This window comes from Mesorhizobium sp. M1334 (assembly GCF_040317995.1).
In the GTDB taxonomy this organism is placed as follows: Bacteria; Pseudomonadota; Alphaproteobacteria; order Rhizobiales; family Rhizobiaceae; genus Mesorhizobium.
The window spans coordinates 427,597-450,315 of record NZ_JAMYLM010000002.1; the positions used below are offsets into that span (position 1 = coordinate 427,597).

25 protein-coding genes and 1 tRNA gene are annotated in these 22,719 nt (G+C 63.1%); 17 read left to right on the plus strand and 9 right to left on the minus strand.

The features are described 5' to 3' along the window. Positions 1–209: 209 nt before the first annotated feature. On the minus strand, positions 210–395 hold the full coding sequence (locus tag NKH17_RS05480; RefSeq protein WP_254816687.1) for a hypothetical protein: 186 nt from the start codon (positions 393–395) through the stop codon (positions 210–212). A gap of 275 nt (positions 396–670) precedes the next feature. Between NKH17_RS05480 and NKH17_RS05485 the strand changes: the two genes are divergently transcribed. Both NKH17_RS05485 and NKH17_RS05490 read left to right on the plus strand, forming a co-directional pair. Further along, positions 671–2,071 carry a lipopolysaccharide biosynthesis protein gene (locus NKH17_RS05485; protein ID WP_352649336.1) on the plus strand — a complete coding sequence of 467 codons (1,401 nt, stop codon included), beginning with the start codon at positions 671–673 and terminating at the stop codon, positions 2,069–2,071. Beyond that, positions 2,071–3,351 carry a GNAT family N-acetyltransferase gene (locus NKH17_RS05490; protein WP_254816685.1) on the plus strand — a complete coding sequence of 427 codons (1,281 nt, stop codon included), beginning with the start codon at positions 2,071–2,073 and terminating at the stop codon, positions 3,349–3,351. The genes NKH17_RS05485 and NKH17_RS05490 overlap by 1 nt, the downstream gene beginning before the upstream one ends. Before the next feature lie 10 nt (positions 3,352–3,361). Here NKH17_RS05490 and NKH17_RS05495 read toward each other — a convergent pair whose 3' ends face one another. Next, on the minus strand, positions 3,362–3,706 hold the full coding sequence (locus NKH17_RS05495; RefSeq protein WP_254816684.1) for a hypothetical protein: 345 nt from the start codon (positions 3,704–3,706) through the stop codon (positions 3,362–3,364). A 395-nt stretch (positions 3,707–4,101) separates the two neighbouring features. Here NKH17_RS05495 and NKH17_RS05500 point away from each other — a divergent pair, with 395 nt between their 5' ends. Beyond that, positions 4,102–4,710, plus strand: a complete 609-nt coding sequence (locus tag NKH17_RS05500) for a hypothetical protein (protein WP_352649334.1) — start codon at positions 4,102–4,104, stop codon at positions 4,708–4,710. A 115-nt stretch (positions 4,711–4,825) separates the two neighbouring features. Here the strand turns inward: NKH17_RS05500 and NKH17_RS05505 are convergent. Beyond that, positions 4,826–4,910 (minus strand) — tRNA-Leu (locus NKH17_RS05505). Between the two features lie 274 nt (positions 4,911–5,184). Here NKH17_RS05505 and NKH17_RS05510 point away from each other — a divergent pair. Both NKH17_RS05510 and NKH17_RS05515 read left to right on the plus strand, forming a co-directional pair. Beyond that, entirely contained in the window at positions 5,185–5,772 is a 588-nt protein-coding gene (locus tag NKH17_RS05510; RefSeq protein ID WP_352649333.1) for a YqaA family protein, read from the plus strand. 30 nt (positions 5,773–5,802) lie between these two features. Next, a complete protein-coding gene (locus NKH17_RS05515; protein ID WP_352899314.1) occupies positions 5,803–6,321 on the plus strand; it encodes a disulfide bond formation protein B in 519 nt (172 codons plus the stop codon). 220 nt (positions 6,322–6,541) lie between these two features. On the opposite strand, the gene NKH17_RS05520 is transcribed toward NKH17_RS05515, so the two are convergent. Next, a complete protein-coding gene (locus NKH17_RS05520; protein ID WP_254816681.1) occupies positions 6,542–7,099 on the minus strand; it encodes an HNH endonuclease in 558 nt (185 codons plus the stop codon). Positions 7,100–7,228: 129 nt separating this feature from the next. Further along, positions 7,229–7,870 carry a DNA-3-methyladenine glycosylase family protein gene (locus NKH17_RS05525; protein WP_352899316.1) on the minus strand — a complete coding sequence of 214 codons (642 nt, stop codon included), beginning with the start codon at positions 7,868–7,870 and terminating at the stop codon, positions 7,229–7,231. Positions 7,871–7,993: 123 nt separating this feature from the next. On the opposite strand from NKH17_RS05525, the gene gluQRS reads away from it, so the two are divergent. Together gluQRS and NKH17_RS05535 are read left to right on the plus strand one after the other, a co-directional pair. Beyond that, complete coding sequence (gene gluQRS / locus NKH17_RS05530; protein ID WP_352899318.1) at positions 7,994–8,869, plus strand: tRNA glutamyl-Q(34) synthetase GluQRS; 876 nt, start codon at positions 7,994–7,996, stop codon at positions 8,867–8,869. 149 nt (positions 8,870–9,018) lie between these two features. Next, on the plus strand, positions 9,019–9,894 hold the full coding sequence (locus tag NKH17_RS05535) for a DMT family transporter (protein WP_352899320.1): 876 nt from the start codon (positions 9,019–9,021) through the stop codon (positions 9,892–9,894). Positions 9,895–9,938: 44 nt separating this feature from the next. On the opposite strand, the gene NKH17_RS05540 is transcribed toward NKH17_RS05535, so the two are convergent. Then, on the minus strand, positions 9,939–10,790 hold the full coding sequence (locus NKH17_RS05540; protein WP_352899323.1) for a YihY/virulence factor BrkB family protein: 852 nt from the start codon (positions 10,788–10,790) through the stop codon (positions 9,939–9,941). Positions 10,791–10,847: 57 nt separating this feature from the next. Here NKH17_RS05540 and NKH17_RS05545 point away from each other — a divergent pair, with 57 nt between their 5' ends. The 7 genes from NKH17_RS05545 to NKH17_RS05575 all read left to right on the plus strand — a co-directional run bounded on the left by NKH17_RS05545 (position 10,848) and on the right by NKH17_RS05575 (position 16,396). Next, positions 10,848–11,714 (plus strand): SDR family oxidoreductase, encoded by an 867-nt coding sequence (locus NKH17_RS05545; protein WP_352899326.1) that lies wholly within the window; start codon positions 10,848–10,850, stop codon positions 11,712–11,714. A 23-nt stretch (positions 11,715–11,737) separates the two neighbouring features. Beyond that, positions 11,738–11,929, plus strand: coding sequence for a twin transmembrane helix small protein (locus NKH17_RS05550; protein ID WP_352899328.1), 192 nt, complete (start codon positions 11,738–11,740; stop codon positions 11,927–11,929). Between the two features lie 25 nt (positions 11,930–11,954). Next, positions 11,955–12,536: a cob(I)yrinic acid a,c-diamide adenosyltransferase gene (locus NKH17_RS05555; RefSeq protein WP_352899330.1), complete on the plus strand. Its 582-nt coding sequence runs from the start codon at positions 11,955–11,957 to the stop codon at positions 12,534–12,536. A 22-nt stretch (positions 12,537–12,558) separates the two neighbouring features. Then, a complete protein-coding gene (locus NKH17_RS05560) occupies positions 12,559–13,362 on the plus strand; it encodes a rhomboid family intramembrane serine protease (protein ID WP_352899333.1) in 804 nt (267 codons plus the stop codon). A gap of 206 nt (positions 13,363–13,568) precedes the next feature. Beyond that, positions 13,569–14,318, plus strand: a complete 750-nt coding sequence (locus NKH17_RS05565) for an electron transfer flavoprotein subunit beta/FixA family protein (RefSeq protein ID WP_352899336.1) — start codon at positions 13,569–13,571, stop codon at positions 14,316–14,318. A gap of 155 nt (positions 14,319–14,473) precedes the next feature. Next, positions 14,474–15,403, plus strand: a complete 930-nt coding sequence (locus NKH17_RS05570) for an electron transfer flavoprotein subunit alpha/FixB family protein (protein WP_352899338.1) — start codon at positions 14,474–14,476, stop codon at positions 15,401–15,403. A gap of 114 nt (positions 15,404–15,517) precedes the next feature. Further along, positions 15,518–16,396: a 3-hydroxybutyryl-CoA dehydrogenase gene (locus tag NKH17_RS05575; protein WP_352476291.1), complete on the plus strand. Its 879-nt coding sequence runs from the start codon at positions 15,518–15,520 to the stop codon at positions 16,394–16,396. 9 nt (positions 16,397–16,405) lie between these two features. On the opposite strand, the gene NKH17_RS05580 is transcribed toward NKH17_RS05575, so the two are convergent. Beyond that, on the minus strand, positions 16,406–17,044 hold the full coding sequence (locus NKH17_RS05580; protein ID WP_352899341.1) for an NrsF family protein: 639 nt from the start codon (positions 17,042–17,044) through the stop codon (positions 16,406–16,408). Between the two features lie 2 nt (positions 17,045–17,046). Next, positions 17,047–17,589 (minus strand): sigma-70 family RNA polymerase sigma factor, encoded by a 543-nt coding sequence (locus NKH17_RS05585; protein ID WP_352899344.1) that lies wholly within the window; start codon positions 17,587–17,589, stop codon positions 17,047–17,049. A gap of 201 nt (positions 17,590–17,790) precedes the next feature. Between NKH17_RS05585 and NKH17_RS05590 the strand changes: the two genes are divergently transcribed. The 3 genes from NKH17_RS05590 (at position 17,791) to NKH17_RS05600 (ending at position 21,627) form a co-directional block, all read left to right on the plus strand. Further along, on the plus strand, positions 17,791–18,798 hold the full coding sequence (locus NKH17_RS05590; protein ID WP_352505108.1) for an iron ABC transporter substrate-binding protein: 1,008 nt from the start codon (positions 17,791–17,793) through the stop codon (positions 18,796–18,798). A 166-nt stretch (positions 18,799–18,964) separates the two neighbouring features. Continuing rightward, complete coding sequence (locus NKH17_RS05595; RefSeq protein WP_352899347.1) at positions 18,965–20,548, plus strand: ABC transporter permease; 1,584 nt, start codon at positions 18,965–18,967, stop codon at positions 20,546–20,548. Then, a complete protein-coding gene (locus NKH17_RS05600) occupies positions 20,545–21,627 on the plus strand; it encodes an ABC transporter ATP-binding protein (RefSeq protein WP_352899350.1) in 1,083 nt (360 codons plus the stop codon). The genes NKH17_RS05595 and NKH17_RS05600 overlap by 4 nt, the downstream gene beginning before the upstream one ends. Positions 21,628–21,649: 22 nt before the next feature. Here the strand turns inward: NKH17_RS05600 and ugpC are convergent, their stop codons facing one another. Continuing rightward, complete coding sequence (ugpC, locus tag NKH17_RS05605) at positions 21,650–22,717, minus strand: sn-glycerol-3-phosphate ABC transporter ATP-binding protein UgpC (RefSeq protein WP_352476284.1); 1,068 nt, start codon at positions 22,715–22,717, stop codon at positions 21,650–21,652. Positions 22,718–22,719: the final 2 nt, after the last annotated feature.

The window sequence follows — 22,719 nt, forward strand, 5'->3', positions numbered from 1 at the left end:
CAGCCTTTTTGGCGATCTTAGGGCGACGCTCTGGCGTCATATTCTCGGCCCGCTTCGGGCCGCCTTTCGCGCCCAGCGCTTTCGCGGCAGGTCTTTACCGTCGTCAACCACGTCATCGGATTCCTCGCCTGTAGCAATACGCATGACGTGGACGGCATTGCCGATCACGTCGGCAGGACGCTTCTGGCCTTTAGGTCCGGTTGGCATTCCTAGTTCTCGGCATGGCTAAAGACGACAGCGCCGTTGTCCTTACGAACTTCAACGGACACGATTCCATCGTCACCCTTTCGGGTTTGAAACATGGAGGTTGCATGATCTTTCGCGGTCTTCTCGTCGTCGAAGATCAACTTGTCGACGATGCCCTGCCTTCCATACCAGATGACAGTGTAGACCATTGTTGCTGCCGTGCGTTCCGCTCAGCATATAGGCGTTTCGCATATGGGGCAAACGGGATAGGCGTTTCCGCGGATTTCAAACTGAGACACTCCCGAGCAGGTTGAAGGGTTGCGCGAATGATGAATATGAAGCAGCCAGCGCCGCGCCTCATCCGCCTGCCGGCAGCTTCTCCCCGTATAGAGACGGGGCGAAGGGAACTTCCCACCCAACCGTTTCTTAATGTGTCTCCGCTACACCAAGCCCCTGTAAATTGGCGGAAAACGGAGAGTATTGGGTGCGCTTTTCCGCGGCGACGACAGCCGGGCGGTTCCTGCCGCAGCGCCTTGCGCTGCGCATAAGGCCGCTGCTTGGCCTGATCGATGCCGTGCTGTTCACCGCCGGCGAGCGCGGCGAAGCCGGCCGCATGTCGCTGATCGCCTTTTCGGTCCGCATCGTCAGCGCCGTCATCGCCTTCGTCAGCCAGGTCCTGATGGCGCGCTGGATGGGCTCGTTCGAGTACGGCATTTTCGTCCTCGTCTGGGTGACCATGGTCATCGTCGGCAATCTCGCCTGCCTCGGCTTCCACACCTCTGTCATCCGCTTCATCCCCGAATATCGCGCGCGCGGCATGATGGCCGAATTGCGCGGCATCGTGCGGGCCAGCCGGCTGTTCGTGCTGATTGCCTCGACTGCGATCGCCGGCCTCGGCGCGCTCGCCGTCTGGCTGCTGTCGGCCTTTATCGAAGACTATTATGTCGTGCCGTTCATCCTCGGCATCATCTGCCTGCCGATGATCGCCATGTCCGACCTTCTGCAAGGGCTGGCGCGGGCCAATTCCTGGGCGCTGTTTGCGCTGTCGCCGACCTTTCTGGTGCGGCCGCTGCTGATCCTGGCGTTCATGGCGCTGATGCTGCTGGCGGGCTACGCGGCCGACGCCAGGACGGCGATCTTCGCCGCGATCGCCGCCACCTATGCCACCACGCTCGGTCAGCTCATCGGCGTGACGTCGCGCATGGACAGAAGGATCCCGGCCGGGCCGATGAAATTGCATTTCGGCCAATGGTTCATCGTCTCGCTGCCGATCTTCCTGGTCGAGAGCTTTTTCTTCCTGCTCACCAATGCCGACGTGCTGATGGTCGGCGCCTACCTCGATCCCAACGACGTCGCCGTCTATTTCGCCACGGTCAAGACGCTGGCGCTGGTGCATTTCGTCTATTTCGCGGTCAAGGCCGGCGTCGCCCAGCGCTATGCCCAGTTCACCCATGGCGAGCCGCAAAAGCTCGCTGCCTTTGCCCGCGAGACGGTGTCGTGGACCTTCTGGCCGTCGCTGGCGATGGCGCTGCTGGTGCTGGCACTGGGCGAGCCAATGCTGACCTTGTTCGGCCCCGAATTTTCCGCCGGCTATCCGCTGCTGTTCCTGCTGGTGTTCGGCGTCGTGGCGCGGGCCGCCGTCGGCCCTTGCGAAAGCCTGCTCACCATGAGCGGCAACCAGAACATCTGCGCCGCGGTCTACGCCCTGACGCTGGCCTTCAACATCGCGCTGAGCGTCGTGCTGATCCCGCTCTTCGGCCTGTGGGGCGCGGCGATGGCCACCGTCTTCGCCATGATCTTCGAGGCCGGCGCGCTGTCCTTCACGGTCTGGCGCAAGCTCGGCATCGTCATGGTCATTTTCGTATCAGCCAAAGGAGCCGCCTGATGGCTGCCGTCCCCCTGCTCGAGGAAACCAGCGGCGGCCCGGCCGGCGCCATGGTGTCCGGTCTTGCCGGGCTCGCCCGCGAGGCCGATCCCGCCCATATCGAGATCCTCGCCAACCACCGGCCCGAGCGCAAGCTCGCCATCTATCCAGCCTCCGCCGGCTTCGACCTGGTCGAGGAGCTCGACTATCTCTGCACCCGCACAATCGAGCCCAACGTCTTCTTCAACCCGCGCTTCCTGGCGCCGGCCATGCCCAGGCTGGAGGACCGTGAGGTGCGGCTGGCCGTCATCCGCGACGGCGACCAGTACCGCAACCGGCTGCGCCTGCTGGTGCCGTTCTCGGTCGAGCGGCCGGCGGTGCCGCTCGGGATTCCAGTCATGCGCACCTGGTCGAGCCCGTTCGGCCCGATCGGCACGCCGCTGGTCGACCGCGACGATCCGATCGGCGTGATCGAGGATTTCTTCTCGATGCTGTCGCGGCCGCACCTCAAGCTGCCGAAAGTCTTCGTGCTGCCCGACATAAGGCTGGACGGCCCGGTGGCCAGCCTGCTCGCCAGCGTCGCCGAAACGCGCGGCCTGACGCTGGTCACCACCGGCAAGGCCGACCGCCCGGTGCTCGAAAGCGCGCTCGACGGCGAGGAATATCTGAAAGCTTCGCTGCGCGCCCACCATTATCGCGAGTTCCGCCGCCTGAAGCGCCGCCTCGCCGACCTCGGCCGGCTGGAGCATGTGGTGGCGCGCGGGCCGGACGAGATCCGCCATGCCATCGAAAATTTCCTGACATTGGAGGCCGCTGGCTGGAAAGGCCGCGAGCGCACCGCCATGGCCATCGACCGCTACCGCGCCGCCTTCGCCCGCGAGGCGGTGCACCGGCTGGCCGAGCAGGATCTTTGCCGTATCCATTCGCTGACGCTCGACGGCCGCACCATCGCCTGCCTGGTCGTCTTCGTCGAGGCCGGCGTCGGCTATACCTGGAAGACCGCCTATGACGAAACGCTCGCTGCCTATTCGCCAGGCACGCTGCTGATGATCGAGGTAACCAGGCAGCATCTCGACGACCCCAACATCATGATGACCGATTCCTGCGCCGTGCCCGACCATCCGGTGATGAGCCGGCTGTGGACGGAGCGCAGGCCGATGGGCACGCTGGTGATCGGGCTGACGCCGGATGCCGACCGCCCTGCCCGCCAGGCGGCATCGCAGCTTCACCTCTACCGCGAGACCCGCAACATGGCCCGCCTGCTGCGCAACCGGATGAAGAGCCTGTTGCGGCGGCGGTAGGAGCGATCGCCTAGAACGCGTCTGCCGGCGCGAAAAAGCAGTTTTCGTGTTCTTCGGTCGGATGAAGGCAGATGTGAAAGTTGTCGTCGCCGGACGGAATTACGCTATCGTAGGGGACAAAATATCGGTTCTGATGAGTGACCTTCTGGTGGTCGCCTGGCCGCAAAACGATCACATAGCCGTCGGGCCGCGGTGTGACGGTTATGCTGGGAATCTTGCCGCACTCTCCTGTCAGCGGATCGCCGTAGCAGCAGGCCGGTGGATAAGTCCAACCGCCATCGGAACTATGCGCAAATGCCGAAACACTCCCAAGTGCTGCAGCCGTGGCGATCACGCCTGCCAAGCTGGCGTCCATCCATCGTTTTCCGACCGCATGCACCCGAACGGCTCCAACCGCCAGTGACATTTGCGGCAATCATACATCATTAGCGTGCGCTAATATAGCGAAGCGGGCGTTCCGGATATCCATTCGAGGCATAGGCAATGCTGCTTCCGGGCTGCGGCCAAATCAATGTCCAGCAAACTAACGCCGAGGCCCAACCTGTTCTGGTTTCTGTCCGTCTGGGTTCTTCCCGCGCCATGCGCTGGGCCGGCTTGGGCCTAGGTCGTCAGGGTTAATTCTCCCAATCACCGGAAGGGACTAGCATCAACGCAGTCCCAACAGGGATGAGGCGATCAATTTCGGCCGCGCGTCCAGCATCATTGCCGCCTCGGTCCTGCACGGCCAGAAGAAAAAACTGGGAGGAATGCATGACGAAACCAACTCACCTCAGGCATCTCGGTATCCTCACATTGGCAGGTCTCGTTGGCGCGTGTCTGAGCGCCGCCGCGCCTCGGGCCGCCGAACCCGACAAGGCCGAGATAGATGCCCTGCGTAAATCGCTGTCCAGATATGAAGATTACAAGGTTGCCGTTCGCGAACTTTATCTGTCGACGGTTGGATGCGTCTTCTACAACGGCGAAAAGGTGGAAGGGGCGATGGACTACCCGAAGGGCGCAATGGGCATCCATTTCGTCAATGTCACGACTGTCGGCCCGACCGCAGATCCGACGCGCCCCAATGTGCTGATCTATGAGCCGGTCGGTAACGAGTTGCGCCTGGTCGGCGTGGAATGGCTCGTGCCCTTGACGCCGGACACCAAGGAGCCGCCGAAGCTTTTCGGCCAGACATTCATGGGGCCTATGGAGGGGCATTATCCGCTCATCCCGAAGGAGTTCCACCACTACGACCTTCACGCCTGGCTGTTCAAGGAGAACCCGCTCGGAATGTTCAGTCCGACGAACCCGGACGTGAAATGCGACAATTATGCGTTTCCGATGCCGGAGCAGCCGACCAAGATGGTGCCGGGGCCGATGTAAGCGACCTCGTTACCGCTGAGGCTGTCGGAGGGGCCGGCCGCGGCCTCAATAGCGGTTATCCCAGGAGGAGGGCTCCTGGGATAACGCCAGCCGAGCTCGCGGTTTCTCAGGTGGGTGGTGCCCCTAGCCGGGATCGAACCAGCACTCCTTGCGGAACTCGATTTTGAGTCGAGCGCGTCTACCAATTCCGCCATAGGGGCTCAGGCCGAGCGGCCTGGATGGGCGCGGACTATACGGTTGGAGGCCTGTTCGTCAACTGGCCAAATCCCGACATCCGGGCTCGCTCAAGCCTCAGCCTTTCGATTTCGTGAAGCAGCTGCCATTGTGCAGCGCGGAAAATCTTTCTAGACAGGCGGCGCATGTCATTGAAGCGCACCTTGTCCGACGAGGTTGATGCGGGGCGCTTCCAAGTCTTGTTTGTACATGTCGTGATCCCAAGACCGCTTCTGGTTTGGGCGTGCATTAGGAGTGCCGATGCTTCGCGGACTTTACGACTGGACCTTGTCGCTGGCGGCGAGCAAATCCGCCGAATGGTGGCTGGCCTTCATCGCCTTCGTCGAGAGTTCGGTGTTCCTGGTGCCGGCCGACGTCCTCTATCTGCCGATGGCGCTGTCGCGGCCGGATCGCGCCTATCGTTACGCGCTGGTCGCCACCGTCGCCTCGGTGCTGGGCGGCATCGCCGGCTGGTTCATCGGCCATTATGCCTATGATGCGGTGGCGCGGCCGATCCTCGAATTTTATGGCAAATATGACGAGTTCGAAGCGATGCGCGTCTCATCGGGTGTCGGCTTCATCATCCTGATGCTGGTCACCTCCGGCCTCGCCCATCTGCCGCCGATCAAGGTTGTGACGATCCTGTCGGGCGTCATCGGTGTTCCTTTGCTGCTGTTCATCGTGCTGGCAATCGCGGCGCGCGGTGCTCGCTTCCTGTTTCTCGCGTGGCTGTTGCGCCGCTATGGCGAGCCGATCCGCCACTTCATCGAAAAGCGCCTTGGCCAGATTGCGGGCGCCGGCGCCGCTGCCCTGATTTTGCTCTATATCGTCGTCAAATACGCCGTCTGAACGGCATCGAACCGAACGGACTGGAGCCCGATGACAGCGACCGTGAATGCCGATACCGGACGCCAGCGGCTGCGCACCGCCCTGTTTCTCGCCGTCGCCATGACCGCCACGGTCGGCTCGGCGCTGGCCTTCCAATATCTCGGCGGCTACATCCCCTGCAAGCTCTGCCTCGAGCAGCGCACCCCTTATTATGTCGGCGTGCCCTTAATGCTGCTGGCGGTGCTTGCGTCGGCGCTTCGGGCGCCAGCCTGGGTAAGCCGTGGCCTGCTAGCCATTGGCGGCCTGCTGATGCTCTACGGCGTCTATCTCGGCGTTTATCACTCCGGCGTCGAATGGGGGTGGTGGCCGGGCCCGACCGATTGCACCGCAGCCGCCGGGCCGGTGGACACCGGCGGCAAGGGCGTGCTCGACGCGCTCGACAAATTCGTCCCGCCTTCCTGCGACAAGGCGGCGGTTCGCATCCTCGGGCTGTCGCTGGCGGGCTGGAATGCCATCGCCAGCTTTGTCCTCGCCGCAGTCGCGTTCCGCGGCGCCTTTGCCCGCGACTGAGTGGCACAACGCAGAATTCGTTCAGAAATTCGTCAGGCCGGAGTGCATGACGTAGTTTTCGAGAACCGGAGCGGAGCGTGCTAAACTACGTGAGCACCGGCCTACGCCGGCCGTAGCCTTAACTACCACGCCACGACCGCTCATGAATGCTTCGGCCGGCGAAGGCCGGAAGCGCAGAAAGCTGCGTCAGCCGACCGGCATGGCGGATTTCTGCCGAACTCTATGGTTCGAGTTCGACATCCCAGTACAGATAATCCATCCAGCTTTGGTGCAGATGGTTGGGCGGGAACAGCCGGCCGTTATTATGCAAATCATGCACCGTCGGCTGGTAGGGCTTCTGCAGCGGCCACATCTTGGCGTGGGCCGGCATCATGCCGCCCTTCCTCAGATTGCAGGGCGAGCAGGCAGCGACGACATTCTCCCACGTCGTGGCGCCGCCGCGATGGCGCGGAATGACATGGTCGAACGTCAGATCGTCCGGCGTGCCGCAATATTGGCACTGGAAACGGTCGCGCAGGAAGACGTTGAAACGGGTAAACGCCGGATGCCTCGACGGCTTCACGTAAGCCTTCAGGCTGACGACGCTCGGCAGCTTCATCGAAAAGGTCGGCGAAGAGACGGCGTGTTCGTATTCGGCGACGATATTCACCCTCTCGAGGAACACCGCCTTGATGGCATCCTGCCAGGACCAGAGCGACAGGGGGTAATAGCTGAGCGGACGGTAATCCGCATTCAGCACCAGCGCTGGAAGCCCATCCGGAGATACGGCAACCGTCACGTCGTTGACCTCCTTCACCCTAGAACCGGTCGACGCGGATACTGTAAGCCCGACATGACAGGGATGTGAAGCGGATTGTCGATCATGCCCGGTCTCAAAAACGCATGATTTCAATGCTTTTTTGAGGATTCAGGCCGGAGGCGCGGCATCCCTGCCCTTCAATTCGCGATAATAAGCCCAGAAAAGCCGCGATGCGACACCGCGCCACGGGCTCCATGATTCGGCAAGCCGGATCAGCATTTTCTCCGGCGGACGCGGGTCGATGCCGAGCGCATGGCCGACCGCGCTCTGCAAAGCGACGTCGCGCGCCGGAAAGATATCCGGGTGTCCGGCGGCAAACAAAAGGTAGACTTCAGCCGTCCACGGGCCGATGCCCGGCACTCTGGTCATGGCCGCGATAGCCTCGCTTGCATCGAGCTGGCAGAGGTGATCGAGGTCGAGCCCGTCGGCCACCGCCTGTGCGACAGCAATCAGGCCGCGCTGCTTGGGCCGCGACAGTCCCGCCTTGCGAAAGATCGCCTCATCGGCGGCAAGGATCGCCTGCGGCGTCAGCGGATCGAGCAGTTCCGTCAGGCGGCCGAAGATGGCATCGGCGCTCGCGCGGGACACTTGTTGCGAAACGACGATGGAAGCAAGGCTCCTGAACCCCGGCTCCGACAGCCTGAGCGGCACCTCGCCAGCCATGCCGCGTACTTTTTCCAGGCGTGGGTCGAGCAAGCATAGCCTATCCAGCCCTTGCGCAATGTCGTCGAGGCTGGCGATGCGTTGCATGTCTGCTTGTTCCAAAATCAAAAGTGCCGCACGTTTCGTCACGTGTCCCTCTGGACGCACGACGCCGCCGGCGCAAAGTAGCAATTGGCGAAAGCGCCGCACAACCCGATTGCCCGCCGGACAATGACACTGCTGACATTCCGCTTCGCGCCGAGCCCGAACGGCGAACTGCATCTCGGCCATGCCTATTCGGCGCTGCTCAATCAGAAATTGGCAAAGGCGGCGGGCGGACGCCTGCTGCTGCGCATCGAGGACATCGACACGACGCGCTGCACGCCGGAATTCGAGGCAGGCATTTTTCGCGACCTGAAATGGCTGGGGCTTGGCTGGGAGGAACCGGTGCGCCGCCAGTCCGAGCATTTTGCCGAATATCGGGCGATGCTCGAGCGGCTGATCGAAGCGGAGCTTGTCTATCCGGCCTTCATGAGCAGAAGTGAGATCCGCGCCTTCATCGCCGACAGCGAAAAGCGCGGCCGCGACTGGCCGCGCGACCCGGACGGCGTGCCGCTCTATCCCGCCGCCGACAAGGCACTGCCGCCGAGCGAACGCAAACGGCGCATCGCCGAAAATGTGCCATTTGCCTGGCGGTTGAACGTCGATGCGGCAATAGAGCGCGCCGGCAAGGACCTGTCGTGGGCCGAATACACGGACGAGACGCTCTCCGCGGCGCGTCGCGTCGAAGCCCATCCGCAGGATTGGGGCGATGTGGTCGTGGCGCGCCGCGAAATCCCGACCAGCTATCACCTCGCCGTCACCGTGGATGACGCGCTGCAGGGCGTCAGCCATGTCGTGCGCGGCCAGGATCTTTATTCCGCGACCAGCGTGCAGCGGCTGCTTCAGCAGCTGCTTGGCCTGCCGCAGCCGGCCTATTTTCACCATCGCCTGATCCTCGGCCCGGACGGACGAAAACTGTCGAAGAGTCTTGGCGATACCAGCCTTGCCGCCCAGCGTGCGGCGGGCGCCTCGCCCGACGATATTAGGCGGCTGGTCGGTCTCTAGCTAGACCGGCGAGCTGACGGCCATCAACGGCGCTCCTTCAATTCAAATGACTCTATGGATCAACCGTTTGGTTTTGCTTGCCGGCCCGAACGGCATTAAGCAGTCGCCGCAGTCGATCCCTCACCCGAATTCACCGCGGCCTCCTGAAAATGCACAGCCTCAAGCGGTTCATCCCCGCCTCTTTCGTCGTCCTGTGGGCGACCGGCTTCATCGGCGCGCGCTATGCCATGCCGTGGGCGGAGCCCTTTACTTTCCTGGCCGCGCGCTTTGTCCTGGCCGCAATCCTGCTTGTCGCTTTGATGGCCGCACTTGGTTCGAGCCGCGCCACCCGCGACGAGGCGCTGCACGCGACCGGCGCCGGCATCCTGATGCATGGGGTCTATCTCGGCGGCGTGTTCTGGGCCATCCACCGGGGCATGCCCGCTGGGCTTTCAGCCCTGATCGTCGGCCTGCAGCCGCTGATCACGGCAGTGCTCGCCGGCCGGCTTCTGGGCGAGGCCATCCTGCCGCGCCACTGGGCCGGTCTCGGCCTCGGGTTGATCGGCGTGGTAATCGTGCTCTGGCCGAAGCTCGGCGCGCTCGGCGGCGGGGTGACGGCCGAAACACTGGGCGCCTCGCTGGTCTCCGTACTCGGCATGAGTGCGGGCACGATCTGGCAGAAGCGTTTCGCCTCCGGCGGCGATCTGGTGGCTGCCACGTTCTGGCAATATGTCGGCGGCGCATCGGTGATGGCTCTGGCCTCGCTCGCCTTCGAGACCCGAACGGTCATCGTCAACGGCGAACTGATGTTCGCCATGGCCTGGCTTGTGCTGGTGCTGTCGATCGGCGCCATATTCCTGTTGATGGTGATGATCCGCGACGGCGAGATGTCGAAGGTCGCCTCGCTGTTTTACCTCGTGCCGGCCGTCACCGCGGTCATCGCCTGGGCATTGTTCGGTGAGCAGTTGAGCCCGCTCCAGATCGCCGGCATGGCAATCGCGACGCTCGGCGTCGGGCTGGCGACCGCTCAGCCGCCAAAAGCATGATCCCAAAAAGTGGGAACCGGTTTTCGGAAAAGATCATGCTTAACTCAGCCGACTCTCGCACGCGCCTCTAAATAGCGGCTGATCGCGGCGTTGAGCTCGCCACCGAGGATGAAGATCGCCGAGACGATATAGAGGAATACGACGGCGATCATGATCGAGGCGAGGCCGGCATAGGTCGTCACATAGGACGAGAAATGATCGAGATAGGCGGCGAAGATGGTCGACCCGATAAGCCAGCCGATCAGCGTGAAGATGATGCCCGGCACGATGGAGACGAAGCGGCGCTTGCCGGCCGGCAACCAGAAATGCACGGCGAACAGGCCGCCGATGATGACGACCGAGGCGATGACGTAACGCCACAGCGTGATCGTGCCCATGTAGGGCTTTATCCATTCGACATGCGACTCGGCCAGCCGTGCCAGCAACGGCGCGAAGACCAGCAGCACGCTGATCGCCAAAAACCCGGCCGTCGCGATCAGCACGAAGATGATGCTCTGCACCCGCCGGTAGATGATGCCGCGCGTTTCCGAGACACGATAGGCGCGGTTGAGCGAGGTGCGCAGCGCCTCGATGCCGTTCGAGGCGAAGTATCCGGCAAGCACGATACCGTACGTCAACAGGTCGCTGCGCCTAACGGTAAGCACGTTGAGCACTTCGCGTGCGATCGGTTTGGCGATCTGCTCGGGCCATGTGTCGAACACAAGGTGCACGGCGGTGTCGGCGAAGGCCTGCGCGCCGAAAAAACTCGCCAGCGTCGTAGCGAAGATCAGGAAAGGAAAAAGCGCCATCAGCGCGGTGATCGCCAGATGGCTGGCCATTGCCCAGCCGTCGTCGGTGTTGAAATGGCCGAGCGCGTCGTAGAGCACGCGTTTAAGGGCTACGATCTTCCGCAACAAGAACCGCGTTCCCTTCGATTGTCCGGACGCCGCGAATATGGGAAGGGTTTGCAGCAAATGACAACCCTAGGTCAAACCACCATTCCTCCCGGAAAAGAGTTGCGCACCATCATTGTCACAGGTGCCTCTTCCGGTATAGGCGCCTATTGCGCCCATGCTCTTAAGAAGGACGGCTGGCGGGTGTTCGCAACGGCCCGAAAGCCCGAGGATATCGCAGCGCTTGAGGCCGACGGCATTGAGGCCTTCTATCTGGACTACACCGAACCCGGATCGATCGAGGCGCTGGTGACGTCGGTGCTGGAACGGACCGGCGGCCGGCTCGATGCGCTCTTCAACAATGGCGCGTACGGACAGCCCGGCGCCGTCGAGGACCTGCCGGTCGAGGCTTTGCGGCAGCAGTTCGAGGCCAATGTCTTTGGCTGGCATGATCTCACTCGCCGCGTCGTACCGGTGATGCGCGGCCAGGGTCATGGTCGTCTCGTTCATTGCTCATCGATCCTCGGCCTCGCGCCGGTGCCTTTTCGCGGCGCCTACTCGGCATCGAAGCACGCTATCGAAGGGCTGATGCTGTCCCTCTATCAAGAACTCCGGGGTAGCGGCATCCATGTTTCGCTGATCGAGCCGGGGCCGGTAAAATCGAAGATCGCCAGCAACAGCCTCGCATGGTTCCTGGCGAATATCGATCACGAGAATTCCGTTCATCGCCTCGCCTATGCGGCGCAACTCAAACGCCTGCGGGCCGGCGGCAGCACATCGCGGCTCAAGCCCGGGCCGGAGGTGGTTTATGCCGCCTTGCACCATGCGCTTCTGTCGCGGCGCCCGCGCCCGCATTATGTGGTAACAGTGCCGGCCAGGATCGGCGCGATCCTTAAACGCATCCTGCCGGCATCTGCACTCTACCGTCTGCTCGCCAAACGCGCCTGAACGCAATTCAACTGGAACACACCATGGCAACCGTCTTCAACATCCTCGCCATTCTTGTCATGGTTGCAGTGGTGATCGTGCTGATCCGCGGCCTCATCAACATGATGCGCGGCGGCTCCAGCATGACCTCCAACAAGCTGATGCAGACGCGCGTGCTCTTGCAGTTCGTGGCCTTGGTGCTGATCATGCTGGCGGTGTATTTCACCCGTAAGTGACGCGGCACCAGCCGGGAGGTACCCCGTGGTCAAGCTCAACAAGATCTACACCCGCACTGGCGACGACGGCACCACCGGTCTCGGCTCCGGCGAGCGGCGACTGAAATCCGACCTTCGCATCGACGCCTACGGCACGGTCGACGAGGCCAATGCCTGCATCGGCATGGCCCGCATCCATACAGCGGCAGTAAATCCGGCGATCGATGCGATGCTCGGCCGCATCCAGAACGATCTTTTCGATCTCGGCGCCGATCTGGCAGTCCCCGATAATGGCAAGCCGCTGGACTACGAGCCGCTGCGCATCGTCGCCTCGCAGACCGACCGCGTCGAACGGGACATCGACCTCCTCAACAAAAATCTGCAGCCGCTCAAATCCTTCGTGCTCAATGGCGGCACGCCGGCCGCCGCCGCCCTTCACCTCGCCCGTACGGTCGCGCGCCGCGCCGAGCGCATCATGGTGGCGCTGTCGCAAGACCCAAACGAGCCCGTCAACCGCGAGGCAATAAGGTACATCAACCGCGTCTCGGACTTCCTGTTCGTTGCCGCGCGCGCGGTCAATGACAACGGAAACGCCGACGTGCTATGGGTTCCTGGCAAGAACCGCTGAAATCCGCCGAGCTGGGGACCCGATGTTCATCCCGCTTTACGACACCAACAGGCTGCGGCACATCAAGCTGCAATATGTGACCATCGGCCTGATCGCGCTCAATGTGTTGATCTACCTTGTCACCACGCTTGGCGGTGAGGACTTCTCCAACGCCGCGGTGCTGGGCCTCGGCTTCATCCCGTCGGTCGTGCATGACAGCGTCGAGCTCGCTCCGCAATTCGTCGTCATTCCCGAGAGCCTGAGCTACCTGACCTATTCCTTCCTGCACGCGGATATCTTCCACCTCGGCGGCAACATGCTGTTCCTGTGGGTATTCGGCGACAATGTCGAGGATGCACTCGGCCACATCCGCTACCTCATCTTCTACCTGCTTTGCGCCATTGCCGGCGCTTTCTTCCAGGGTCTGGTGGCCTGGGATTCGCAAGTGCCGCTGATCGGTGCGTCGGGCGCCATCGCCGGTGTGGTCGCCGCCTATCTGATCCTTTATCCCCGCGTAAAGGTATGGGTGCTGGTCTTCGCCCGCATCCCGTTGCGTATCCCCGCCTTCATCCCGCTCATCCTGTGGATCCTGTTCCAGATCTTCATGTTTGCCCAGGGAGGCGAGGATCAGGTCTCCTGGGCTTGCCATATCGGCGGCATCATCGCCGGAGCCGTGCTGGTGCTTGTCTTGCGCAGCCGCGGCGTGCCGCTGCTCGCCGCTGCGGATGAAGAGACTGTGGTGGTCGCCGGCCATGTGCCCGTTGCCGTAGAGCCGGCGCCAAGCGAACCACAACCTGCGCAGCAGGCGCCGCGCTGGGGCCGAGGAAGCGTTTCCGGTCCGGACTGAACTGATTTGAGTGCTTCGCCGAGGATCCGAGTGCGCCCGGATATTGACGCGCGGGGTCGCCGCAACTACGGAAGCGCCACCCTACTGGCGTGGCGAAGACCAGAATTCCGTCCGGAATGTCGGCTTTCGACAACTCTGAAGAGGTGCACGCTGCTATAGCGCGTCCGACGAGCGTGAGAGACTATCGTGAAAGAGGTGACAGGCAAATGAAGATCCTTGTGCCCGTGAAGCGGGTTGTGGACGCGAACGTCAAGGTCCGGGTGAAGGCGGACGGTTCGGCGGTGGAACTCGCCAACGTCAAGATGGCGATGAACCCGTTCGACGAGATCGCGGTGGAAGAGGCGATCCGGCTGAAGGAAGCTGGCAAGGCCGAAGAGATCCTCGTGGTGTCGATCGGGCCGCAGCAGGCACAGGAGACCTTGCGCACCGCACTCGCCATGGGCGCCGACCGCGCCATCCTGGTCAAGACCGACGAGCAGACTGAGCCGCTGGGCGTCGCCAAGGTGCTGAAGGGCGTCGTCGAGGCAGAACAGCCCGGCCTTGTCATTCTCGGCAAGCAGGCGATCGACGACGATTCCAACCAGACCGGCCAGATGCTGGCCGCACTTCTCGGCTGGGCGCAGGGCACCTTCGCCTCCAAGATCGTGCTCGACGGTGAAAGGGCCACGGTGACGCGCGAGGTCGATGGCGGCCTGCAGACGCTGGAACTGAAGATGCCGGCAATCATCACGGCGGATTTGCGGCTGAACCAGCCACGCTACGCGTCGCTGCCCAACATCATGAAGGCCAAGAAGAAGCCGCTCGACGAGAAGAGCCCTGCCGACTACGGCGCCGACGTCAAGCCGCGGCTTAAAGTGATCAAGACCGAGGAGCCGGGCGGCCGCAAGGCGGGCGTCAAGGTCAAGAGCGTCGCCGAACTGGTAGACAAGCTGAAGAACGAAGCCGGCGTGCTCTAAGGAAATCCGATGAGGCCGGCCGGCAAACGGCCGGTTTCTCCGCTTCCGGTGCTCACGTACTGAAGTACGCTCCGCTCCGGTTCTCGAAACCAACCGTTTTCGACTCAGCCTGACCGGATTTCAGGAGCCTCGAAGACGAAAGTCAGGAAAACATCATGGCTATTCTTCTGATTGCCGAACACGACAACGCGGCGCTTTCCGACCAGACCGCCAAGGCGCTTTCGGCGGCGCTGCAGATCGGTTCGGACGTGCATGTGCTGGTTGCCGGCAAAGATGCCAAGCCGGCAGCTGACACAGCCGCCAAGCTCAAGGGCGTTACTAAGGTGCTGCTCGCCGACGCTGACGAACTGACCGAGCGTCTCGCCGAACCGCTGGCGGCGCTCGTCGTTTCGCTTGCTGAGCCATACGAGACAATCATCGCGCCGGCGACCTCGTCGGGCAAGAACGTCGCGCCCCGCGTGGCGGCGCTGCTCGATGTCGCCCAGATATCGGAAATCATCGAAGTCTTGTCGCCCGACACCTTCAAGCGGCCGATCTATGCCGGCAACGCCATCCAGACGGTGCAGTCGAGTGACGCCAAGAAGGTCATCACGGTGCGCACCGCTTCCTTCCAGGCAGCACCCGAGGGTGGTTCCGCGCCGGTCGAGACGGTTCAGGCGGCGGCCAATCCCGGCCTGTCGAGCTTTGTCGAGAACAAGCTCTCCGAGACCGACCGTCCAGAGCTGACCTCGGCCAAGATCATCATCTCGGGTGGCCGTGCACTGGGCTCCTCCGAGAAGTTCCAGGAGGTCATCCTGCCGGTCGCCGACAAGCTCGGTGCGGCGGTTGGCGCATCTCGCGCCGCCGTCGATGCCGGCTATGCGCCGAACGACTGGCAGGTCGGCCAGACTGGCAAGGTTGTAGCGCCCGACCTTTATATTGCCGTCGGCATCTCCGGTGCCATCCAGCACCTTGCCGGCATGAAGGATTCGAAGGTGATCGTTGCCATCAACAAGGACGAGGAGGCGCCGATCTTCCAGGTCGCCGACTACGGTCTCGTGGGCGATCTCTTCGTCATTCTGCCGGAACTGCAAAAGGCGCTTTGACGCCTTCTGCCAAAGCGTATTAAATTCCGAGGGGTGGGGTAGACGAAGTCGCCCCGCCCTTTTAGTTTGCACTGCACAAAAAACGGGCCGCAAAGGCCTCGACGGGATCGGGTAATGAGCAAGATCGAGACGATCGGCATCATCGGCGCGGGCCAGATGGGTGGCGGCATCGCCCATGTGTCGGCGCTGGCGGGCTATAAGGTGCTGGTTTACGATATTTCGCCCGACCGCATCGAAAAGGGCATCGCTACGATCAGCGGCAACATGGCCCGTCAGGTCGGCTCCGGCAAACTCGAGGAAACGCTGCGCAATGAGGCGATGGCGCGCATTTCGGCGGCGCCGGCCATGGCCGATCTTGCGGGCGCCGATCTGGTGATCGAAGCAGCGACCGAGGACGAAACGGTCAAGCGCAAGATTTATGCCCAGCTCTGCCCGCAGCTCAACCCCGAGGCCATCCTGGCGACGAATACATCATCGATCTCGATCACGCGGCTGGCTTCGCAGACCGACCGGCCGGAACGCTTCATCGGCATACATTTCATGAATCCGGTTCCGGTGATGAAGCTGGTCGAGCTGGTGCGCGGCATCGCCACCGAGGACCAGACCTTCGAGGCGGCAAAAACCTATGTGAAGCAGCTCGACAAGACGATCACCGTCTCGGAGGATTTCCCGGCGTTCATCGTCAACCGCATCCTGCTGCCGATGATTAACGAGGCGATCTACACGCTCTATGAAGGTGTCGGCTCGGTCGACGCCATCGATACCGCCATGAAGCTCGGCGCCAACCATCCGATGGGGCCGCTGCAGCTTGCCGATTTCATCGGGCTCGATACCTGCCTGTCGATCATGCAGGTGCTGCATGACGGACTGTCGGATTCGAAATACCGCCCCTGCCCGCTGCTGGTCAAATATGTCGAGGCCGGCTGGCTCGGACGCAAGACCGGGCGCGGCTTTTACGACTATCGCGGCGAGCATCCCGTTCCGACACGCTGATTCTTATCGCTACCAGCGCACAAAAAGTCGTCCGCCGAGCGCCCCGAGCACGGCAAGGATGGCGACCGCGATCGTATACCAGGTGCCGACGAAAAGCGGCGAATCGTCGAAGCAATGCGCCGCATAGAAGGTCGCCGCCAGCCCGCCGGCAAGCAGGCCCGCGGCCGCACCGGCAAGCACCGGCCTTGTCGGCGCGCCATGGCGCAGGACCGCGAGAAAGACGGCAAGCGGGCCGATCCCGATCAACGGAATGAAGGTCAGGCAGATGACCATGTTCGTCCCGACCAGGCGTGTGCCCCAGTCGGCCGCAGGCACGGCGAAGAGTTCGAGAATCACGGCCACAATCACCAGCAGCGGGGCGGCGATCATCCAGCTTGCCGCCCGGCGGGTCGATGCACCGGGCGTCGACAGCGCATGCACCAGGGCAAAGGCGCTGGCCGAAAGAGCGATCGTGAAGACGAATTTGGACAGGAACCGCATCGTGTGCATGGCGATCGCAATGTCGAGGCGCGGGCCGATCGTCAGCCAGAAAACCGCGGCCGCGATCACCATGGCCGCACCGGCGGCAAGCCACCAGGCGGTGCCCAGCGGCAGCGCCTCGCTGCTGGCATCGGCGTCGAGCGCCTTGATGAGATCTTCGGTCCTCATTTTTATTCCCGTCCCGCCCCGAACCGTTTGGCAATGGCGGCAAGCCCGCGGTGCAGTGACACCCGCACAGCCGTCTCGCTGATGCCGAATTTGGCCGCCGTCTCGCTGATTGACCGGCCTTCGACCGATACGGCCGAGACGACGGAACGCTGTGCCGGCGACAGGCTGTCGAGCGCCCGGTTGACGTCGCGCTCGCTCACCGTCTCCGCTTCCGGCTCGGCAAAGGTCTCGGCGATTTCGTCGATCCCGACCTCGATCCGCCGGCCGCGCCGCCGGAACGCGTCGATCAGCTTGAAGCGGGCTATTGCATAGACCCAAGGCAGCACCGGCGCATTATGGCGCCAGGTGTGTCGTTTCACATGAATGGCCAGCAAGGTTTCCTGCACGACATCCTCGGGATCCACCCCACCCTGCACGATCTTGCGCCGGGCAAAGCCACGAACGAGCGCGGCGATCCGGTGCAGAAAGTCGGCATAGGCCCTTTCGTCTCCAGCGATCGCGGCCCGCAGCAGCCGTGAAAGCTCGGCTTCGTCCTTGCCGCTCACAAGAGTTCACTCCCCGATATTCGCGTCTCGGCGCTGATTTGTTACGGGGCCGGCGAAATAATGTCCAAGGCAAATTAGCTGAGCATCACGAAAGTTTGGCCTTTTGAGCAATTGAGCGGGCCAGCAATGTTGACTGCGCTAGTCATGTATTGCTAGGTGCAGCGTGCCAAGCCAACGACCATCGAAATCGAGGACGACGCCATGAAATATGCTCTTTCCGCCCTTGCCGGTGCGACAGCACTTGCAATCAGCCTGATCGCCGGCCCGGCAATAGCAGAGGACGAGGGCATCGTCGTCTACAACGCCCAGCACGAAAACCTGACCAAAGCCTGGGCGGAGGGATTCACCAAGGAAACCGGCATCAAGGTTACCGTCCGCAATGGCGGCGACAGCGATTTCTCCAATCAGATCGTTGCGGAAGGCACCGCTTCGCCCGCCGATGTATTCCTGACGGAGAATTCGCCGGCCATGGCATTAGTCGAGGCGGCCGGCCTGTTCGCACCGGTCGACACCGAGACGCTGGCCCAGGTTCCGCAGGAGTACCAGCCGGCGAGCGGCAAATGGGTCGGCGTCGCCGCGCGCAGCACGGTCTTTGCCTACAACAAGACCAAGCTGGCCGCCGACCAGCTGCCCAAATCGCTTCTCGATCTCGCCGATCCGAGCTGGAAGGGCCGTTGGGCCGCATCGCCCTCCGGCGCCGATTTCCAGGCGATCGTCAGCGCGTTTCTGCAGCTCAAGGGTGAGGCAGCGACGGCCGAATGGCTAAAGGCGATGAAGGAGAATTTTACCGCCTATAAGGGCAACAGCACGGTGATGAAGGCGGTCAATGCCGGCGAGGTCGAAGGCGGCGTGATCTATCACTATTACTATTACGGCGATCAGGCCAAGACCGGCGAGAACAGCAAGAACGTCGAGCTGCACTATTTCAAGCACCAGGATCCCGGCGCTTTCGTCTCAGTTTCCGGCGGTGGCGTGCTGGCCTCGAGCAAGCACCCGAAGGAAGCGCAGGCTTTCCTGAAATGGGTCACCGGCAAGGGCGGCCAGGACGTACTGAAGACAGGCGATTCGTTCGAATACGCAGTCGGCAAGGGCGCTGAGTCCAATCCGAAGCTGGTGCCGCTGGCCGATCTGCAGGCGCCGAAAGTCGACCCGACGACGCTGAACTCGAAGAAGGTGACCGACCTGATGACGGCGGCCGGCTTGCTTTAGCGGGCGTTCGTCCTAAAAGGGCAACCGACTGCGCTCCTGTGGGAATTCGCTTTCCGCGGGAGCGCTCTGTTTTCAAGATGGCATTTGTCCATGACCACAAGCTGCTCGCCGCATTCGCCGACGATTGTTTCCGCCTTCGGGCGGAAACGGCACAACGTCTGATCTGATGCAGTCGGCGATCGATCTTGCACCTTCAGGCTTGCCAGCCGATACGACGGCCGTGCGGGCACGTCGTTGGTCGGTCTCATGGATTGCACTGGCTGCCGTCTTTGTTTCGCTTTTCGCGCTGCTGCCACTTGCCTTCATCGTCTGGGTGGCGGTGCAGACTGGCTGGGAAACCGTGGCGGCGCTGGTGTTCAGGCCGCGCGTCGGGGAACTTCTGGTCAACACCAGTCTGCTGGTGGTGCTGACCGTGCCGATTTCGATCGTGCTGTCGGTGGCGCTGGCCTGGCTGACCGAGCGCAGCGATCTGCCGGGGGCCCGCCTATGGGCCTGGTTGTCGGTGGCGCCGCTCGCCATTCCCGCCTTCGTCCACAGTTACGCCTGGATCACCATGGCGCCCAGACTGCACGGCCTGTGGGCCGGCGTGCTTGTATCCGTCATCGCTTATTTCCCGTTCCTCTATCTGCCGATAGCGGCAGCTTTGCGCCGGCTCGATCCCGCTCTCGAAGATGCAGCAGCGGCCCTCGGGCTTGGCCCATGGCGCGTGTTTCGGCGTGTCGTGCTGCCGCAGCTCCGACTCGCCATTTGCGGCGGCTCGCTGCTGGTCGGCCTGCACCTCCTGGCCGAATACGGCCTTTACGTTTTCATCCGCTTCGACACCTTCACCACCGCGATCGTCGACCAGTTTCAGTCGACCTTCAACGGTCCCGCCGCCAACATGCTGGCCGGCGTGCTGGTGACCTGCTGCCTTGTGCTGCTCGGGCTGGAGGTGCTGGTGCGCGGCGAAGAGCGCTATGCCCGCGTCGGTTCGGGTGCTGCGCGCCAGCAGCAGCGCACGAGCCTTGGGCGCGCCACCATTCCTTGCCTGCTTATGCCCGCCGTTACCACGCTACTGGCGCTCGGCGTGCCGTTCGCCACCATCGGCCGCTGGCTCATGGCCGGCGGCGCCGATGTCTGGCGGCTCGACGAGATCGGCCTGGCGCTTGGCCAAACGCTGTTCCTGGCGATTGCCGGGGCGCTGCTCGCCACCGTCGCGGCAATGCCAATGGCGTGGATTTCTATCCGCGCGCCGGGGCGGCTGCAACGCGTCCTGGAGGGCTGCAACTATATCGTCGGCGCGTTGCCCGGCGTTGTCATCGCCCTGGCGCTGGTCACCATCGCCGTGCGTATCGCCATGCCGCTCTACCAGACCCTGTTCACCATCCTGGTCGCATATGCGCTGATGTTCCTGCCGCGTGCCCTGATTAGCCTCAGGGCGTCGATCGCACAGGCGCCAGTCGAGCTCGAACGCGCCGCCTCCAGCCTCGGCCGGTCGCCGCTCAAGGCGCTGTGGTCGACGACCATCCGCCTGTCGGCGCCGGGCGCCGCAGCCGGCATGGCGTTGGTTGCCCTTGGTATCATGAACGAATTGACCGCAACCCAGATGCTGGCGCCCAACGGCACCCGCACGCTGGCCATGGCGTTCTGGTCCTATAGCGGCGAGATCGACTATGCGTCGGCGGCGCCTTATGCCCTGATCATGGTGGCGATGTCGCTGCCTTTGACCTGGCTGCTCTACGTCCAGTCGAAGCGGATGGCCGGGCGATGAGCTTTCTCGAGCTGAGCGGCATCCACAAGCACTACGGCCCCGTCGCAGCACTTGCCGGCGTCGACCTCAGCGTGGCCAGCGGCAGCCGTACGGCAATTGTCGGGCCATCCGGTTGCGGCAAGACCACGTTGCTGCGGCTGATCGCCGGCTTCGAGGCGCCGGACCAGGGCCGCATCGTGCTCGATGGCGAGGTGCTGGCCGATGGCGACACGGCCGTGCCGGCGCATCGCCGCGGCATCGGGCTGGTGGCGCAGGACGGCGCTCTGTTCCCGCATCTGAGCATCGCCGCCAATATCGGCTTCGGCATGGGGCGTCACGAGGAAAAGCGGGGCGAGCGCATCGCCGAGCTCGCCTATGTCGTCGGGCTGGACAAAGGTATCCTGAAGCGCCGTCCGCACGAACTCTCCGGCGGCCAGCAGCAGCGCGTCGCGCTCGCCCGCGCCATGGCCATGAAGCCGCGGCTGATGCTGCTCGACGAGCCGTTCTCGGCGCTCGACACCGGCCTGCGCGCCTCGATGCGCAAGGCCGTGGCCGAGCTCCTTGAAACCGCCGGCATCACCACCATCCTGGTCACCCATGATCAGGCCGAGGCGCTGTCATTCGCCAGCCAGGTCGCAGTGATGCGCGACGGCAAATTCTCGCAGATCGGCACGCCGCGCGAGCTCTATTTCAGGCCGAAGGACAGGATGATTGCCGAGTTCCTCGGCGACGCCATCGTCTTGCCGGCCAGGATCGCCGATGGCTTCGCTACCTCGCCGCTCGGCCGGATCGCCGTCGACAGCACCGAGCGGCGCGACATCGCCCGCATCATGCTGCGGCCCGAGCAGGTGCTGCTGAAACGAACCTCGCGTGAAGGCATGTCGGGCACGCCGGACATGCTGTTCGGGGAGGTCACGGAATCCGAATTCGCCGGCTCGATTTGCACCATCGCCGTGCGTCTCTTGAACAGTCCCGATCCGCCCGACGCGGCCGCCATCGGCAACACGCCATTGATCCTGCGCAAGCCGGGCATGGACGCGCCGGCGGTCGGCGAGATCGTGCGGCTGACCGTGTCGGGCAAGGCGCATGTGTTTGCCTGAACGGTTTTGCGCAAGGCCGATTTCAATCGACCCGTTTGCCCGCTTGATCGAACCAATGCAGCTTTTCGGACCTGGCCACGACGCGCAATCGGTCGCCTGGCTTGGCGCTGGCGCGGCCTGAGACGCGCACCACGATACGGCTGCCGGCTGCCACGCAATGGAGGAAGCTTTCGGCACCGACCGGTTCGACCGCTTCCACTGTCGCCGGCAGCGCGAGCGCGCCGGCCGGCGCCTCTGCCGCGAAGGTGATATCGGCGTCCTCTGGACGAAAGCCTAGTGTCACCACCTTGCCCTGTCGAGGCGCCAAGCCAATCACCGTACCGTCGGCCAATACCGAGCTTGGGGAGGCCCCTGTGAGCGCCAGCAGATTCATCGGCGGTGCGCCTATGAACGAAGCGACGAAGGTCGAAGCCGGTTTCTCGTACACATCAAGCGGAGCGCCGGTCTGCTCGACCAGTCCGGCGTTCATGACGACGAGGATGTCGGCCAGCGTCATCGCCTCAAGCTGGTCGTGCGTGACATAAACCGAGGTGACGCCAAGCGAGCGCTGCAGATTCTTGATCTCGATGCGCATCTGCCCGCGCAATTTCGCATCGAGGTTGGACAGTGGTTCGTCGAACAGGAAGACCTTCGGGTTGCGCACGATGGCGCGACCCATGGCGACGCGCTGGCGCTGACCGCCTGAAAGCTCGCGCGGGCGCCGGTCGAGCAGCGCCGAAAGCTCCAGCACCTTGGCCGTCGAGCGTACCCTGCTGTCGATCTCGTCCTTCGGCGTGCCGCGGTTGCGCAGGCCATAGGCCATGTTGTCATAGACCTTCATATGTGGGTAGAGCGCGTAATTCTGGAACACCATGGCGATGTCGCGCTCGGTCGGGCCGATGGCGTTGACCACCTTGCCGTCGATGGCGACTGTACCGGCCGAAATGGTCTCCAACCCGGCGATCATCCTCAGCAGCGTGGACTTGCCGCAACCTGACGGGCCGACCAGCACGCAAAGCTCCTTGTCAGGAATGGCGATTGAGACGCCCTTCACGGCTTCGACGCCGCTGGGATAGACCTTCTTCACGTCCTTCAGATCGACGGTCGCCATCA